Annotated in this window: 14 protein-coding genes; 5 read left to right on the top strand and 9 right to left on the bottom strand. The window is 73.2% G+C overall.

What is annotated here, in order from left to right:
* Positions 1-24 precede the first annotated feature (24 nt).
* Together IE318_RS16055 and IE318_RS16050 are read right to left on the bottom strand one after the other, a co-directional pair.
* Positions 25-888, bottom strand: a complete 864-nt coding sequence (locus tag IE318_RS16055) for a GNAT family N-acetyltransferase (RefSeq protein WP_189900880.1) — start codon at positions 886-888, stop codon at positions 25-27.
* The gene (locus tag IE318_RS16050; RefSeq protein ID WP_189900878.1) at positions 864-1,547 is read right to left on the bottom strand and encodes a GNAT family N-acetyltransferase; all 684 of its coding nucleotides are present in this window, start codon (positions 1,545-1,547) and stop codon (positions 864-866) included. The genes IE318_RS16055 and IE318_RS16050 overlap by 25 nt, the downstream gene beginning before the upstream one ends.
* A 135-nt stretch (positions 1,548-1,682) precedes the next feature.
* Here IE318_RS16050 and IE318_RS16045 point away from each other — a divergent pair, with 135 nt between their 5' ends.
* Positions 1,683-2,894, top strand: coding sequence for a flavin-containing monooxygenase (locus IE318_RS16045; RefSeq protein ID WP_189900876.1), 1,212 nt, complete (start codon positions 1,683-1,685; stop codon positions 2,892-2,894).
* Between the two features lie 9 nt (positions 2,895-2,903).
* Here IE318_RS16045 and IE318_RS16040 read toward each other — a convergent pair whose 3' ends face one another.
* The gene (locus IE318_RS16040; RefSeq protein WP_030165154.1) at positions 2,904-4,235 is read right to left on the bottom strand and encodes an MFS transporter; all 1,332 of its coding nucleotides are present in this window, start codon (positions 4,233-4,235) and stop codon (positions 2,904-2,906) included.
* Between the two features lie 84 nt (positions 4,236-4,319).
* Here IE318_RS16040 and IE318_RS16035 point away from each other — a divergent pair, with 84 nt between their 5' ends.
* Positions 4,320-5,339 (top strand): GlxA family transcriptional regulator, encoded by a 1,020-nt coding sequence (locus tag IE318_RS16035; RefSeq protein ID WP_189900875.1) that lies wholly within the window; start codon positions 4,320-4,322, stop codon positions 5,337-5,339.
* Positions 5,340-5,750: 411 nt separating this feature from the next.
* On the opposite strand, the gene IE318_RS16030 is transcribed toward IE318_RS16035, so the two are convergent.
* The 3 genes from IE318_RS16030 to IE318_RS16020 form a co-directional block, all read right to left on the bottom strand.
* Positions 5,751-6,335 (bottom strand): ATP-binding protein, encoded by a 585-nt coding sequence (locus IE318_RS16030; protein ID WP_373311182.1) that lies wholly within the window; start codon positions 6,333-6,335, stop codon positions 5,751-5,753.
* A 544-nt stretch (positions 6,336-6,879) separates the two neighbouring features.
* Positions 6,880-7,398 (bottom strand): EF-hand domain-containing protein, encoded by a 519-nt coding sequence (locus IE318_RS16025; protein ID WP_189900873.1) that lies wholly within the window; start codon positions 7,396-7,398, stop codon positions 6,880-6,882.
* 113 nt (positions 7,399-7,511) lie between these two features.
* A complete protein-coding gene (locus IE318_RS16020; protein WP_189900871.1) occupies positions 7,512-7,880 on the bottom strand; it encodes an STAS domain-containing protein in 369 nt (122 codons plus the stop codon).
* Between the two features lie 471 nt (positions 7,881-8,351).
* Here IE318_RS16020 and IE318_RS16015 point away from each other — a divergent pair, with 471 nt between their 5' ends.
* Together IE318_RS16015 and IE318_RS16010 are read left to right on the top strand one after the other, a co-directional pair.
* Positions 8,352-8,933 carry a sigma factor gene (locus IE318_RS16015; protein WP_189900869.1) on the top strand — a complete coding sequence of 194 codons (582 nt, stop codon included), beginning with the start codon at positions 8,352-8,354 and terminating at the stop codon, positions 8,931-8,933.
* Positions 8,930-10,348: a zf-HC2 domain-containing protein gene (locus IE318_RS16010; RefSeq protein WP_189900867.1), complete on the top strand. Its 1,419-nt coding sequence runs from the start codon at positions 8,930-8,932 to the stop codon at positions 10,346-10,348. The genes IE318_RS16015 and IE318_RS16010 overlap by 4 nt, the downstream gene beginning before the upstream one ends.
* A gap of 36 nt (positions 10,349-10,384) precedes the next feature.
* Here IE318_RS16010 and purU read toward each other — a convergent pair whose 3' ends face one another.
* Positions 10,385-11,272 (bottom strand): formyltetrahydrofolate deformylase, encoded by an 888-nt coding sequence (purU, locus tag IE318_RS16005; RefSeq protein WP_030165138.1) that lies wholly within the window; start codon positions 11,270-11,272, stop codon positions 10,385-10,387.
* Between the two features lie 142 nt (positions 11,273-11,414).
* A complete protein-coding gene (locus tag IE318_RS16000; protein WP_078916921.1) occupies positions 11,415-11,915 on the bottom strand; it encodes an SCO4402 family protein in 501 nt (166 codons plus the stop codon).
* Positions 11,916-12,032: 117 nt separating this feature from the next.
* On the opposite strand from IE318_RS16000, the gene IE318_RS15995 reads away from it, so the two are divergent.
* Positions 12,033-13,346 (top strand): ABC transporter substrate-binding protein, encoded by a 1,314-nt coding sequence (locus IE318_RS15995; protein ID WP_189900865.1) that lies wholly within the window; start codon positions 12,033-12,035, stop codon positions 13,344-13,346.
* 44 nt (positions 13,347-13,390) lie between these two features.
* Here IE318_RS15995 and IE318_RS15990 read toward each other — a convergent pair whose 3' ends face one another.
* Complete coding sequence (locus IE318_RS15990; RefSeq protein WP_189900863.1) at positions 13,391-15,211, bottom strand: hypothetical protein; 1,821 nt, start codon at positions 15,209-15,211, stop codon at positions 13,391-13,393.
* Positions 15,212-15,238 lie beyond the last annotated feature (27 nt).

Raw genomic sequence — 15,238 nt, 5'->3', positions numbered from 1 at the left:
CAGCCCGCAGTCCTGAGGCGCTCCTCACTCGAACTCGTACACCGCGAAGTCGCACACCGGCCGATAGCCGATCCGCTGGTACAGCGCGTTGCTGGTGGGGTTGGCGAGGTCGGTGAAGAGCAGTACCTCGGCCGCTCCGGACTCCAGCGCGGCCCGGCTGACCTCCGCCGTGACGGCTCCCGCGTATCCCCGGCCCCGCAGGTGCGCCGGCGTGTAGACCCCGAGCACGCGTGTCTGCCCGGCGACCTCCGGGGACCTCGCGGCCATGGCGACGGGCGTTCCGTCCGGCGTCTCCCAGAGTATGGCGTCACCGCGCTCGACGCGACCGTCCGCCCACTGCTCCGCGTCCCGCAGGACCGTCTCGCCCACGGCGGTGCAGAACTCCTCGTACCACCGGACGAGCAGCTTCCGGTCCTCCGCTCCCGCCACCCTCGCACGCCCCGGCGGGACCGGTTGCGGCACGGTCAGCCCGTCCAGCCGGTACAGCCGCGTCCGCCTCTGGACCACGGCCCCGGCGCCGGTGTGGCGCTGCCAGGCGGCGGCGAAGGCGGCGGCGGTGTCGCGGTCGGCGTTGACGCCGGACAGGGTCCGCCCCGTCCGGGCCAGCTGCCCCGCGAGCGCGTCGGCCTCCTCCTCGGAAAGGGCGGTGAGGACGATCGCGAAGGGCGGCGTACGGAAGAAGGCGGCGCGCACTCCCGGTGCCCCGCCTCCGCCCAGGACACCGAACTCGGGGTCCTCCTCCGTGTAGAAGTGCCCGCCGTGTGCGCGCAGGTTCTCCGTCACGGTCAGGTGCAGGGTGTGCGGCGCGGGCCGGGAGCGGAGGAACTCTCCGGCGCGGGCCAGGAATTCGTGGACGTCGTCGGTCAAGTGCCAGTCATCGGATGCCATGCTTCATGGTTCCGCCCTGGGCGCAGGGACGCCCCCGAATTACGGGCCGGTGCCCACGGCTGTCCCTCCGGCCGCGGATCCGTGGCCAGTCGTGCGTGCAGGTGGCAGTCGCGGAAGGCGTCGTGACGGTCCGCCTCCCACATGGCGCCGCGCAGGGTCCCCTCGTACGTGAACCCGCACCTCTCGGCGATGCGGCACGACGCGTCGTGCCCGAGTGCGTGGCCCAACTCCAGGCGGTGCATGCCCAGTTCGGCGAAGGCCCAGTCCACGGTGAGCAGCAGCGCCCGCGTGGCGACTCCCCGTCCGCGGGCCTCGGGGAGCACCCAGTAGCCGACCCGCCCGGTCCGCAGGGGGCGGCTGATGGCGCCGATGCTGACGTGACCGAGGGTCGCGCCGGTCGCCTCGTCCGTGACGCAGAAGGGCATGCCCGTTCCGTCGACGGCGCCGCGCACATGGGCGGTGAGCGACTCGCGCGCGTCGTCCAGGCCCTCCTCCAGGATCAGCGGCGTGTTCCAGCGCCGGAACTCGGGCTCGGTGCGCCCGCGCAGCCAGGTCTCGACGTCCGTCTCGGACTCCGGGTCCCAGACGCGCAGCCGGAGGCCGTGCCCGGACAGCACGGGAGCGGGGTGGACGAGGGACGTCTCACGTATATCGGCCATCTGATCATTGTGTCCCAGGCACCGGCGCTGCGGCGGCCATCATGAGCGACCGTCACGCTCATCCGTGATCAATCCGCAACCAATTCCGGTCTTGACCGAGACCCATCAACCGGGCGTCTGATTACGCTCGCGCACATGGCCGACTCCACGTCCACAACGTCCACCGTTCCCGCACGCCGGCGCGCCGACCACCCCGTCTACGTCGTCGGCGGCGGGCCGGGCGGCCTGGCCGCCGCGTACGCGCTGCGCGCGCGGGGGATACGCGCGGTCGTCCTGGAGAAGTCCGACCGGGTCGGGGCGTCCTGGCGGCGCCACTACGACCGGCTGCACCTGCACACCACCCGCCGCCTGTCCGCGCTGCCCGGTCTGCCGATGCCGCGCCGGTTCGGCAGGTGGGTCTCGCGGGACGACGTGGTGCGGTACCTGGAGAAGTACACCGAGCACCACGAGCTGGAGATCGTGACCGGTGTCGAGGTCTCCCGGCTGACACGCGCGGCCGACGGCGCCGGCTGGCTGCTGCACGCCACCGGCGGGCGGGAGCTGACCGGCAGCGCGGTGGTCGTCGCCACCGGCTACAACCACACGCCGCGTCTGCCCGACTGGCCCGGCCGCACCGGGTACACCGGCGGACTCGGCGAGCCCCGCAGGCTCGTGCACGCCTCCGACTACCGCAACCCCGAGCCCTACACCGGCCGGGACGTGCTCGTCGTCGGTGCCGGCAACACCGGCGCGGAGATCGCCGTCGACCTGGTGGAGGGCGGGGCCGCACGCGTACGGCTGTCCGTGCGCACCGTCCCGCACATCGTGCGCCGGTCGACCGCGGGGTGGCCCGCCCAGTACACGGGCGTGCTCTGCCGGCGGCTGCCGGTCGGGCTCGTCGACCGCCTCGCCGGGCCGCTGGCGAAGGTGAGCGTGCCCGACCTGTCGGCGCACGGCCTGCCCCGCCCCGACACCGGCCTGTACTCCCGGGTCCGTGAGGGGGCGATCCCCGTCCAGGACGTCGGTCTCATCGACGCCGTGCGTGCGGGCAGGGTCGAGATCGTGGGCGCGGTCGAGGGGTTCGAGGACGGCAAGGTCGTGCTCGCCGACGGCAGCCGGATCGAGCCGGACGCCGTCATCGCCGCCACCGGTTACGCCCGCGGCCTGGAGGACCTGGTCGGCCACCTCGGCGTACTGGACTCCCGCGGCAAGCCGGTCGTCCACGGCCCCCGCACCACCGCCGACGCCCCCGGCCTGTACTTCACCGGCTTCACCAACCCCATCAGCGGGATGCTCCGCGAACTGGCCCTCGACGCCGAGCGGATCGCCAGGGCGATCCACAGGGCGATCGCGAAGGCCGGCGGCTGAGCCGGTGGACTAGGCGGTCGCCACCGCGAGTTCCGGCGCGGCCGGAGTCCGCCGGATGACCAGGGCCATCAGCGCCGCCGCCGCGCACAGTGCTCCGGCGGCGTACCAGACCATGTCGTACGAGCCGGTCACGTCCCGTACGACACCGCCGATGAAGGCGACCAGGGCGGCGCCGACCTGGTGGGAGGCGAGGACCCAGCCGAAGACGATCGCGCTGTCCTCGCCGTACTGCTCACGGCACAGGGCGAGCGTGGGCGGGACGGTGGCGACCCAGTCCAGGCCGTAGAAGACGATGAAGAAGATCATCGGCGGGTGCACGTTCGGCGCCAGCAGCATCGGCAGGAACAGCAGGGAGATCCCGCGCAGGGCGTAGTAGACCGCCAGCAGACGGCGCGGCTCGAAGCGGTCGGTGAACCAGCCGGAGGCGATCGTGCCGGCCACGTCGAACACGCCGATGACCGCGAGCAGGGAGGCCGCCGCCGTGATGGGCATGCCGTGGTCGTGGGCGGCGGGCACGAAGTGGGTCTGGATCAGGCCGTTGGTGGAGGCGCCGCAGATCGCGAAGGTGCCGGCCAGCAGCCAGAAGGGGCCGGTGCGCACCGCGGAGAACAGGACGGTCACGGCCCGGCGCGCGGCTCCCGGCACCGGCTCGGGCTTCGGCACGAACTCCGTTGCGCCGTACGGCCGTACGCCCACGTCGGCCGGGTGGTCGCGCAGCAGCAGCCAGACGAAGGGGACGACCGCGAGGGCGGCGAGGGCGACCGTGACGGACGCCGGGCGCCAGCCGTGCTTCTCGACGATCCAGGACAGCAGGGGCAGGAAGATCAGCTGGCCGGAGGCGGAGGCCGCGGTGAGGATGCCGGTGACCAGGCCCCGTCGCTCGGTGAACCACCGGTTGGTGACCGTCGCGGCGAAGGCCAGCGCCATCGAGCCGGTGCCGAGGCCGACCAGCAGGCCCCAGCACAGCAGCAACTGCCAGGCGGCCGTCATCCACACCGTCAGCCCCGAGCCGAGCGCGATCACCGTCAGCGCCGCCGCTACGACCCGCCGGATGCCGAAGCGGTCCATCAGCGCGGCCGCGAAGGGGGCCGTCAGCCCGTACAGCGCGAGGTTGATGGAGACCGCCGCACCGATCGTGCCGCGCGACCAGCCGAAGTCGTGGTTCAGCGGGTCGATGAGCAGTCCGGGCAGGGAGCGGAAGGCGGCGGCGCCGATGATCGTCACGAAGGTGACGGCGGCGACGAACCAGGCGCGGTGGACGCGGTGGGTGCCCTTCCTGCCGGAAGGTGTGCCCTCCGCGGCTGTGGCCGGGGCGGCGGCGGTGTCGGTTGTCTGGGTCACGTCACCAGCTTGCGGTGCCGGGCCGCGCACATCGAGTGGCCCGAAGGACAGCATTCGTAAGGATCGGGCCACTAGGATCGGGGCATGAGTTCTGCGCAGGAGTTCCGGCCGCACCGCGTCGTCGTCCTCGCCCTGGACGGGCTGCTCCCCTTCGAGCTGGGCATCCCGCACCGGATCTTCGGACGGCCCAAGGACGACGCGGGGCGCCGTCTGTACGAGGTCGTCACCTGCTCGGTCCGGCCGCCGGGGCCGGTGCAGACGGACGCCGACTTCTCGATCGAGGTCGCGCACGGGCCGGAGGCCCTGGCCACCGCCGACACCGTGATCGTCCCGGCGTCGTACGAGCTGGGACCGGTGTTCGAGGAGGGCCGGCTGACCGACGAGCTGGCCGCCGCGCTCGCCCGCATCCGGCCCGGCACGCGGCTCGCCTCCATCTGCACGGGGGTGTACGTGCTGGCCGCCGCCGGTTACCTGGACGGCCGCCCCGCCACCACCCACTGGGCCGACGCCGAGCACTTCCAGCGGCTCTTCCCGCGGATCGACGTCGACGCGGACGTGCTGTTCATCGACGACGGCGACGTGCTGACGTCGGCGGGGGTCGCGGCCGGGATCGACCTGTGCCTGCACATGGTGCGCCGCGACCACGGCACCGCGGTCGCCAACGACGTCGCCCGCCGCACCGTCGTACCGCCCCACCGCGACGGCGGGCAGGCGCAGTACATCCACCGGCCCGTTCCGGACCCGCAGCTGGCCACGACGACCGCCGCGCGCGCATGGGCACTGGGGCGGCTGCACGAGCCGATTCAGCTGCGCGACATGGCCGAACAGGAGGCCATGTCCGTCCGGACCTTCACCCGGCGCTTCCGTGAGGAGGTCGGGGTCAGCCCGGGGCAGTGGCTCACCCAGCAGCGCGTCGAACGGGCCCGCCATCTGCTGGAGTCCACGGATCTGTCGGTCGACCAGGTGGCGCGGGACGCGGGGTTCGGTACGGCGCCGTCGATGCGGCAGCACCTCCAGGCGGCGCTCGGGGTGACACCGACGGCGTACCGGCGCACGTTCCGCACCACGACGGCCGCCGCGTCCAGGCCCTCGTCCAGCACGTGAATGTTGTCCACACCCTGTGGACAACATTCACGTGGAATCCCGTCCCCCGGTCACGGTGAGTCCGGGTGACGGCGCGCCCATGCCCGCCCCGAGCACGGCATCGCGCGCCGCCATCCGGTTCCGGCGTTCCGGTCCCACCCCCCTCGGTCCTGAAGGGACCGGCCGACGCCGACCTGACGACTCACACTCGTCGAGGGCTTCCGGCAAGCGGGCCCTCGTCGTCCCCTCACGGCGAATCGCTGCCACAAGCGTGATCAAACGGACACGAACCGTCAACAGCCGTTCAGCGATTTACCCGTTATGCCGGGATCACAGCGGCCGCGCACGGAAGCACCCCCGGCGCACACCCGCCCCACCCCCCGGCCCCGGGGAGCACCGGGCGCCAAACCCCTCGCACACCGGCCCGGCGAGCTACACCGCCTCGTACGCCAGTCCGTCGAACGCGGGGCCGGTGCGGGCGGGTTGCTCGTAGGCGGTGGCGCATGCCGGGGCCGTGCAGACCGGTGCCGCGCACGGTGTCGCCGCGCCGGCGGCCGTCGCCGGTGTCCGGGTGCCGCAGGTCGCCGGGGTCGCCGCGGGAGGCGGGGGCGGTGCACAGCGGTCCAGTTCGCACCAGATGCGCTTGCCCGCGCCCTCGGCGCTCCAGCCCCAGCGGTCCGCGAGGCCGTCGACGAGGGCGAGGCCGCGGCCGTTGGTGGCGTCGTCGCCCGCGCAGCGCGGCACCGGGGCCCGGGTGCTGGCGTCCGCCACCTCCAGGCGCACGGTGGCCGCACCCTCCCCCGTGGCGCCGGGCAGGGACAGTCTGAGCACGGCCGGAGAGCCGGTGTGCAGCACGGCGTTGGTGACGAGCTCGGAGACGAGCAGGACCAGCGTCTCGGCGAGCGGCTCGTCGGACGCTATCCCCGACCCGGCGAGCCGCGAGCGGGCCCACCTGCGAGCTCGCCCCACTTCCGCGGGGTCGGGCCGGATCTCCAGCTGCACTTGAAGCACCTGCACCGCTCACACCATCCGAACCGGCGGACACATAGCCTCGCGCCACACGAGGGCCACGATCGTAGCCATTTTCTGCATGGCCAGAACAACGGCCAGAGCAAGGGTCACCGACCGTGACTCACTTGCCAGACAGCATGGTTGACGTACCGTCACCGCAACAAGCGCTTCGGGCATATTCCCGCGCGAAGGAGTACCCGTGCGGCATACTGTGCGACGCTCGCCACGGGGAGTCGAACAGATGGACGACGAAGGCCGCCCGACCTCGCGAGCCGCGGCGCGCACCGCCGGATCCGGAGCCGCCCCAGGGGCAGCACCGGGACGGCCGGCGCTCCGAACCTCTCGCATCTCCCACAAGGTACCGGAGCGGGGCGGCGACTCCGGGACGTGACGAGCCCGGTCGGCGAAACGACCCGGCAACTACGCTCCGCGACCCCCGATTGCCACGATCATCGACACCCGCATCCGGCTCGGGCCGCCGGCGTCCGGAGGCAGTCACGGACGCCGTGGTCGCGCCCGGTCCTTCAACGGTGTTCCGGGACGGTGAGGCTCAGCGCGATTCCGGGACGGTGAAGTAGCGGGCGAAGGCGGGGACGACGTCCTGTTCGCCCACCCTGCCGTCGGAGTCGGTGTCGAGCGCGGCGGCGGTGGCGTCAGCGATGTCCTCCGCCACGCCGAGCACCTTGAGCATGCGCACGGTGTCGGCGACGGTGGCGGCCCCGTCGCCGTCGGTGTCCGCGACGGCCAGGGCGGCGTGCAGGAAGGGGCGGGCGATCTCGGCGAACCGCTCGGGGTTGTCGCGCAGCCGCTTGACCGCGCCGGTCACGAACTCCTCACGCGTGATGCGCTGGTCGCCGTCGCGGTCGGCGATCCCGGCCATGCCCTGCCAGAACGCCTCCGCACCGGCGTACAGGGCCTGTCCCTTGTCCGAGCGGGCTGTGGTGCCGAACTCGGCGAGCAGCGACTTGGCCGCCGCGCTGAAGTCCTCGCGGTCGATCCAGCCGTTGCCGTCCTGGTCGAAGACGGCGAACCGGGCCGCGATCCTGCGCTCGTACTCGCTGCTGACCATGTCTTCTCCGGCTGCCTCACGTGTGGGTTCCGTCTGGCAGGGAGCGTACGACGCCGGAGGTGTCCGCAGGTGGGAAACGCACGGTTGTGCCACCTACGGGTACTGGCGCACCGTCACGCGGACAGGGGTTCCTCGTCCACGGCCGCCGCGAGGTCCGGGTAGACGTCGAAAAGGCGGCGCACGCCGAGCGCGCCGAGGACCCGGTTGACGTGGGAGCCGTCGACGGCGCCGCCGGCCGGGAGGATCAGGCGCAGCCGGCCCTGGCAGGAGCGGATCAGACGGCGGGCCGCGATGAGGACGCCGACGCCGCTGGAGTCGCAGAAGAAGACGTCCGAGAGGTCCAGTACGAGATCGTGCCGGCCCTCGGCCACCACGTCGTGGATGCGTTGGCGCAGCATCGGCGAGGTCACCAGATCCAGTTCGCCCGCGACCTGGAGCACGCTCCACTCGCCCTGCCCGTCGCTGGTCACCTTGAACACCACGGCTGCCCTCCGCTCGCCGGAATTCCCCGGAACCGCCCGGAAACGGAAGCAGTTCCTACACTTCTGTCCGCGCGGCTGCCCAGCGGCCGTTCCCGCAAACGCCGGACGACAAACCGACGGCGTTCATCAAGGGACTTGTTTCAGTCATATTCATTCGTGTTCGATCAGACTTGATCCGACGGCACGGGGTAGGCCGACTCGTGCGGCCTCCACCACCGGCCCCACCCACCGGCCTTCACCACGGCCTTTACCACCTGCGGACGCCCGGGGGCGCGCAATGCAACAAAGGGGCGTGCGCCGTAGGACGTGCCGACTACATTCGATGTGACCAGACAGACAGGCTGGACCGGGACGGACCAGGACAGAAGCAAGGCAACGGGACCACAAGCAGCAAGGGCAGCAAGGCAACAGGACCGCAGGCGGCAGGGCCGTAGGCAGCAGGACGGCAAGGCCGGGCGTGAAGGGGGACGCATGGCGGACAGGGACGCACCACCCCGCTGGGACCGCGGAATGCAACAGCGGCTCGCACGCGGAGAGGCGGCCGCCCTGGGCGAGCTCTACGACCGGTTCGGCTCGCTCGTGCACGGCCTCGCGCATCGCGTGCTCGGCGACGAGAAGGCCGCCGACAGCATCACCGGCGAGGTCTTCACCCACGTCTGGCAGCACCCCGACGCCTACGACCCCCGCCAGGGCCCCCTGCGTTCCTGGGTGGCCGCGCTCACCCACCGCCTCGCCGTGCAGCGGCTGCGCACCACCGAGACCGCCGCCCTGGTCCGCGGCGGCGGGGGCTCCGCCGAGGAGCTGGAGGGCAGGGTGCGCCGCGCCTCGGTCGCCGCCCGTGCCGACTACATCGTCCACTCCATGCCGGCCCCGCTGCGCGCCGCCCTGGAACTGGCCTACTTCCAGCGCCACGACTACCGCCGGACCGCCGCCCGCCTCGGCGTCACCGAGGACGAGGCCCGGCGCCGGCTCCGCCTCGGCCTCCAGCTCCTGTCCACCGCGCACGACGCCGCGGTCCTCGGCGTGCCGCCCGAACACGGGGGTGCGGCATGAGCGGAGCGGGACCGTACGAAGAGGGCGACGGGCACTTCGAGGAAGGCGGCGGAGGCGACGGGAAGAACGGGAACGAGGAGCACGGCGACCCCGGACGGTCGCCGCGCATACCCATGCCCCGCGTCTCCGTCGAGGACAGCGGGCTGCCGCTGCCCACACCGGAGCAACCGGACAAATCATCAGCAATCACTCAACTCGCAGAGCCCACGGAGCCTTCCGCGCGCCCGGAGTCGAAGGGCCGCACCGTGCTGGAGCATCACGTCCTGAAGTCGCTCCTCGGTGCCTGGGCGCTGGCCGCCTGTTCCGCGGAGGAGACCGCGGCCGTCGAGGAACACCTCGGCGAGTGCGGCGGCTGCGCGGAGGAGGCGCTGCGGCTGCGGGACGCGGTCGGCCTGCTGCACCGCCCCGAGAGCCTCGACCTCGACCCGGGTCTGCGCACCCGCGTCCTGGCGAGTTGCCTGCAGCGCAGGCCGCCGCGCTTCCCGGTGCCCGACTGGGCTGCGCCCTACGACGCGGAGACCGCGCGTCTGGACGCGCTGCTGCAGGACATCGGGGACTCCGAGTGGGACGCGCCGGTACGGCTGCGCTGGTTCGACGGCGAGGACGCGGCGAGCCGCCGTACCACCGTGGCCGGGGTGATCGCGCATCTGACGAGCGTCGACGGGCTGATCGCGGTCGCCCTCGGCCTCGACGACCCACTGGGGGACGCCGCCGACGGCACGGGCGACGGTGCCGGGCCGACCCCCGAGGCGCGCACCGAGGCGTACTGGCGGTCCGCGCACCTTCCCCGGGCCGGCTCCGTACGGATGCCGTGGCGGGAGCAGACGCACGCGCTCGTACGGACGGTGTCCGTCGCCGGTGGGGTCGGTGGTGCCGGCGAAACCGACACTGACGGGTCGGACGCCACCCCCGACGCGCCCCCGGCCGTGTCGTACGGCGACTTCGAACTGCCGTTGCGGGACGCGCTGCTCGACCGGGCCTTCGAGTGCTGGATCCACGCGGAGGACATCGCCGAGGCCGTCGACTACCCCTACGAGCCGCCCGCGCCGCGCCATCTGCGCGGGATGATCGACCTCGCCGCCCGGATGCTGCCGGGCATGCTGGCCGTACGGCGCCGGGCCGGCCTCGCCTCCCCCGCCCGCACCCGGCATCTCGTGGCCGCCGGACGGCCCGGCCGCAGCCTGCGGCTGGAGATCGAGGGGCTGGCCGGCGGCGAGTGGCTGATCCCGCTCGACTCGCCGGGAGCGGTGGGCTCCGCGGAGCACGAGGTGGCCCATGTCGCGCTGGACGGGGTGGAGTTCTGCCGCCTCGCGGCGGGCCACATCGCCCCGCGCGAGGCGGCGGTCGGCCAGGTCGGCGACCGGGAGGCGATCAGGGACGTGCTGTACGCGGCGGCGTCGCTGAGCCGGATGTGAGGTGCCCCCGTTCCCGGGGGCACCGGGCGGGTGCCCCTACGCGAACACCACCGTGCGGCGGCCGTTGAGCAGGATGCGGCGCTCCGCGTGCCACTTCACCGCGCGGGCCAGCGCCTGGCACTCCACGTCCCGGCCGACCGCGACCAGTTGGTCCGGGGTGACGTCGTGGCCGACCCGCTCGACCTCCTGCTCGATGATCGGGCCTTCGTCGAGGTCCGCGGTCACGTAGTGGGCGGTCGCGCCGATCAGCTTCACGCCCCTGGCGTGCGCCTGGTGGTACGGCTTGGCGCCCTTGAAGCTCGGCAGGAAGGAGTGGTGGATGTTGATGATCTTTCCACTGAGCTGCTTGCACAGGTCGTCCGAGAGGACCTGCATGTAGCGGGCGAGGACGACCAGCTCGACCTTCTCCTCGCGCACGATCTCCAGCAGCCGCGCCTCGGCCTCGGCCTTGGTGTCCCGGGTCACCGGGATGTGGTGGAAGGGAATGTCGTACGACCCCACCAGCTCCGCGAAGTCGGTGTGGTTGGACACCACCGCCGCGATCTCCACCGGCAGCGCGCCGATCCGGGCGCGGAAGAGCAGGTCGTTCAGGCAGTGCCCGAACTTGCTGACCATCAGCACGACCCGCATCTTCTCGTCGGCCCGGTGGATCTGCCAGTCCATGGCGAAGGAGTCGCCGATCGCCGCGAAGCTGGCGCGCAGCTTGTCCACGGTCACGGGGGCCTCGGCGGAGAAGTGGACCCGCATGAAGAACAGTCCCGTGTCCTGGTCGCCGAACTGCTGGCTGTCCACGATGTTGCAGCCGGTCATGAACAGGTAGCTCGACACGGCGTGCACGATGCCCTGCTTGTCCGGGCAGGACAGGATCAGGACGTACTGGTCGGCCGGCTGGGCCGCCGCGGCTCGGGGGGACTGCTCATTCATGCACCACAGGGTCCCACACGCCCCGCCCGCCGTGGGCCGCCGTCCCGCAGGACGGGACGGCGGCCGCAGCCTGTGCGGCGCGGGTCACGCGGCGCCGTGCGGGTCGTACGAACCCCGTGCGGGTCACGCGGCCCGCTGCGGGTCACGCGGCGCGGGTGAGGATGCGCAGCACCTCGAGGCTGCGCGGCGGGGCGTCGGGGTCCTCGCCGTCGCTCACCGCCATCCGCACGTGCGCGTCCCGCGCCGCCCGGACCGCCTCCGGCCAGCCGTGGTGGTCGAGATAGGCGGCCACCGGCGCGTCCGGGCCGACCTCGTGCATGAGCCGCAGCACCCGCAGCACGGCGGTGTCGACGAGGGCCGCCTCCTGGGAGTCCCGGAAGATCGTGCCGACGTACTTCTCGGCGGACCAGTTGTCCAGCCAGGTGTCCTCGACCAGGCGGTAGACGGCGTCGGTGACGTCGCCGTAACCTTCGACTCCCGCCAGCCAAACCTCGCGCTGGAACACCGGGTCGGAGAGCATGTGCAGCGCGGAACGCACATTGCTGCGCCAGCGCCACCACGGCATGTCGTTGAGTGGCATGCCGCCCATGGTGGATGAGCGACGGCCGCGACGGGAAGAGTTCTCCGAACCTTGCACGGTCATCGATCGTACGTTCTCCCTCCCGGCACACTCACCGGCCCCTGTAATTCACCTGCGCGTCACCCGCTGTTGAACATGGGTCACTCCATGGTTAGGGATGTGCGGGAATCGTGCGTGTGCATGACCGGCAGGCGACGTACGCGCAGCACGAACCTCCCCGCCCCCACCCGCCCCGCCGGAAGGCGCAGAGCCCTTCTGTCCGCGGGCGCACTGGCGGCGTGCGCGTCGCTCGCCGCGGGCTGCGGTGTCGTCCCCGGTGCCACGGGGGGCTCCGGGGACGGCACCGTCACCGTGATGACCTGGGCGCCGGACGGGACCAAGGCGACCAACAAGCCCGGCATGCCCGCCATGGCCCGCGCCTACGCCCGCTGGGTCAACGCCCACGGCGGCATCGCGGGCCACAAGCTGAAGGTCCTCACCTGCAACGACGGCAACGACAGCGTGCAGGCCGGCAAGTGCGCCCGGCGCGCCGTCCAGGAGAACGTGGTCGCCGTCGTCGGCTCCTACAGCCAGTTCAGCGACTCCTTCTTCCCTCCGCTGGAGGGCGCGGGCATCCCGTACATCGGCGGCTACGGCGTGACCAGCACCGAGTTCACCAGGGCGCTGTCCTATCCCGTCAACGGCGGGCAGCCCACCCTGCTGGTCGGCCTCGGCCGGGAGCTGGCCGCCGACTGCGGCCCCGTCACGCTCGTCCGCCCCGACAGCATCGCGGGCGACGAACTGCCCAGCCTGCTCAACGCCGGCCTGAAGGCCGGCGGCCACACCCCCGCCCACGACCAGATGGCCCCCGAGGACGCCACCGAGTACTCCGCCGAGGCGGACCGGGCGCTGCGGCAGGCCACCGCCGACCGGGGCAGGAAGGGCTGCGTGATACCGGCCCTGGGCGAGCGCACCAGCATCTTCATGGACTCCTTCCGCCGCGACCGGGAGAACTATCCGGCGGTGCGCACCGACGCCGTGCTCGGCAGCGTCGACCAGACGGTGGTCGACGCCAGCGGCGGACCGTCGGGGCCCTACGAAGGCTCGTACGTCACCGGCTGGTACCCGGTCGCGGGCGACCCGCGCTGGGACCCGATGAAGAAGGTGATCAACGAGGAGGCCTTCGGTGACAACCGGGTCGACCCCGCGGACGCCGGGGTGCAGACCACCTGGATCGCCTACACCGTGCTCCGGGCCGTCCTGGAGAAGATCGGCTCCGGCGAGGTCAGCGCCGACTCCGTACGGCACACCCTCGACGACGGGCTGCGGGTCGACACCGGCGGACTGACCCCGCCGCTGCGCTGGGAGCAGTCGGGGCCGTTCTCCGGCGCCGGCTTCGCCCGCCTGGTCAACGCCGACGTCACCCTCCAGGTGGTGCGCCAGGGACGGCTGGTGTCGGCCACGAAGGGGTTCGTCGACGTGACGAAGACGCTGCAGGACGCGGACGTGGAGTGATCCGCCGCCCGGCTCCGAGCGGCGGAGCCGGGCAGCGGGGGCGCTCAGAGCTGGGTCGGCTGGCGCTGGGTGAGGCCGTACTTCTTCGCGATCGTGTTCCACAGCTGCGCGGCCTTGACCTTCTGGGCGCTGGCGACACCGCTCTGGCGGTTGCCCTGCTGGGCCTCGGCGGTGGTGCGGGCGTGGCCCTTCTTGCAGCCCTTCTTATCCTTGACCTGGTCCGCCCAGGCCGCGTAGTGCTGGTCGGCCGACGCCGAGGCCTTCCACGCGCTGGTGAGCGCGCTGGTGAGTTCGGCGTTGCCGGGGAGCTTGTCGACGGAGAGTCGGCCCAGCCGGGTCACCAGGCCGTTGCGCTGCTTGGCGGCGTCGCGCAGGTCGCTGGCCGAGCTGTCCAGGTTGTCGCACTTGCGGACGTTCGCGACCGCGTTGATCACGGAGGTGCGGCTGCTGCCGCTGTCGGCCAGCAGCTTGTCCAGCTCGACCGCCTGCGCGCGGGCCGGGTCGGCGGACGGTGAGGCAGAGGAGTCGGTGGCGGGAGCCGTGGCGGAGACGTTCGTGTTCTTGTCGGTGCTGTCGCCGCCGCCTCCGCCACCGCCGCTGAGCATGGCGCCCGCGCCGACGCCGAGCACGACGATGCCGATGCCGACGGCCGCGATCAGCGGCACGCGCGAGCCGGTCCGTCTGCCCCCGCGGCCGGGGTCGCCGTCGCCGTCGCCGGCCTGCCCCACGAAGGAGGACGGCCCGCCCGGACCGGGCGCGCCCGGCCGGCCGGGCGGAACGTCGTGGGACTGGAAGCGGGGCATCTGCTGGGTGGCCGGGGCGCCGCCGGCGTCGCTGCGGAACAGGTTGTCGAACTCGGCGGGTGTCTGCCGCCCGCCGGCCGCGCTCGGTCCGCCGCCGTACGGGGCTGCCGGTGCCCCGGCCGCCTGGGCCTCCACGGGTGCGATGAACTGGGTGGCCTGGGCGTCCGGGTCGCCGCCCGGCAGCGGGCCCGCGCCACCCTGCGGTACGCGGCCCAGGAACCGGGTCGAGGAGTCGCCGCCGGACGCCTCGGGCGGCATCGCCCCCGGCGCCACCGGCGGTATGTACTGCGTCGCGCCCTCGTCCGCCGGTGCGGCGGGCACGGGCGGCAGGTACTGCGTGGCCCCCTCGTTCACGGGAGCCGCACCGACCGGCGGAAGGTACTGAGTGGCGCCCTCGTCGCCGCCGGGCGCGCCGTGCGCCGGGGCACCGTAGGCGGGTACGCCGGGCGCGCCGTGTGCGCCGTGTGCGGCCTGCTGTCCGGCCGGGGCGCCGTACGGGTCCGATCCCGCCGCCGGCGGCAGCGCGGCACCGTGCGCGCCGGTCGTGTACGGGCTCGGCGGGGCGGCCTGGGGGGCGTACGGGTCCGCGGCCGGAGGCAGCGGGGCGCCCGCCTGGGCGCCGTAGGCCGGGGCGCCCTCGGGGGGCAGCGGGCCGGCGGCCTGACCGTGGGCACCCCACGGGGCCTGGGGGCCCTGCGGGTTCTGCGGGCCCTGCGGGTACGCCTCCGGGGCGCCCGAGCCCCAGGACGGGGCGGACTGGGAGGTCTGGAAGGGCTGGGCGGACTGGTCGGGCGCAGACTGCCAGCCCTGTCCGGGCTGCGGCGCCACCGTCTGCCCGCCCTCGGGTCCCCACGGCTGGCCCCAGGCCTGACCGCCGGCCGGGGCCGCGGCCCGACCGGCCGACTGGGCGGGCGGCAGGCCGCCGGGCCCGCCGGTGCCGGCCGGGCCGCCCGCACCGCCCGTCATGCCCGGCAGCAGGGGCTGCCCACCGTCGGAGGGCAGCACGATGCCTTCGCGCGCGGGCCGCGCCGAGGGCTCCTCGCCCTGTCCACTCTGCGTCACCGGGACTCCTACGATTGGGGGACCTTC

Source organism: Streptomyces spiralis (assembly GCF_014654675.1).
GTDB classification, from domain to species: Bacteria; Actinomycetota; Actinomycetes; order Streptomycetales; family Streptomycetaceae; genus Streptomyces; species Streptomyces spiralis.
Note: the sequence above shows the minus strand (reverse complement) of the source record. Positions and strands in the feature narration are given on the sequence as shown.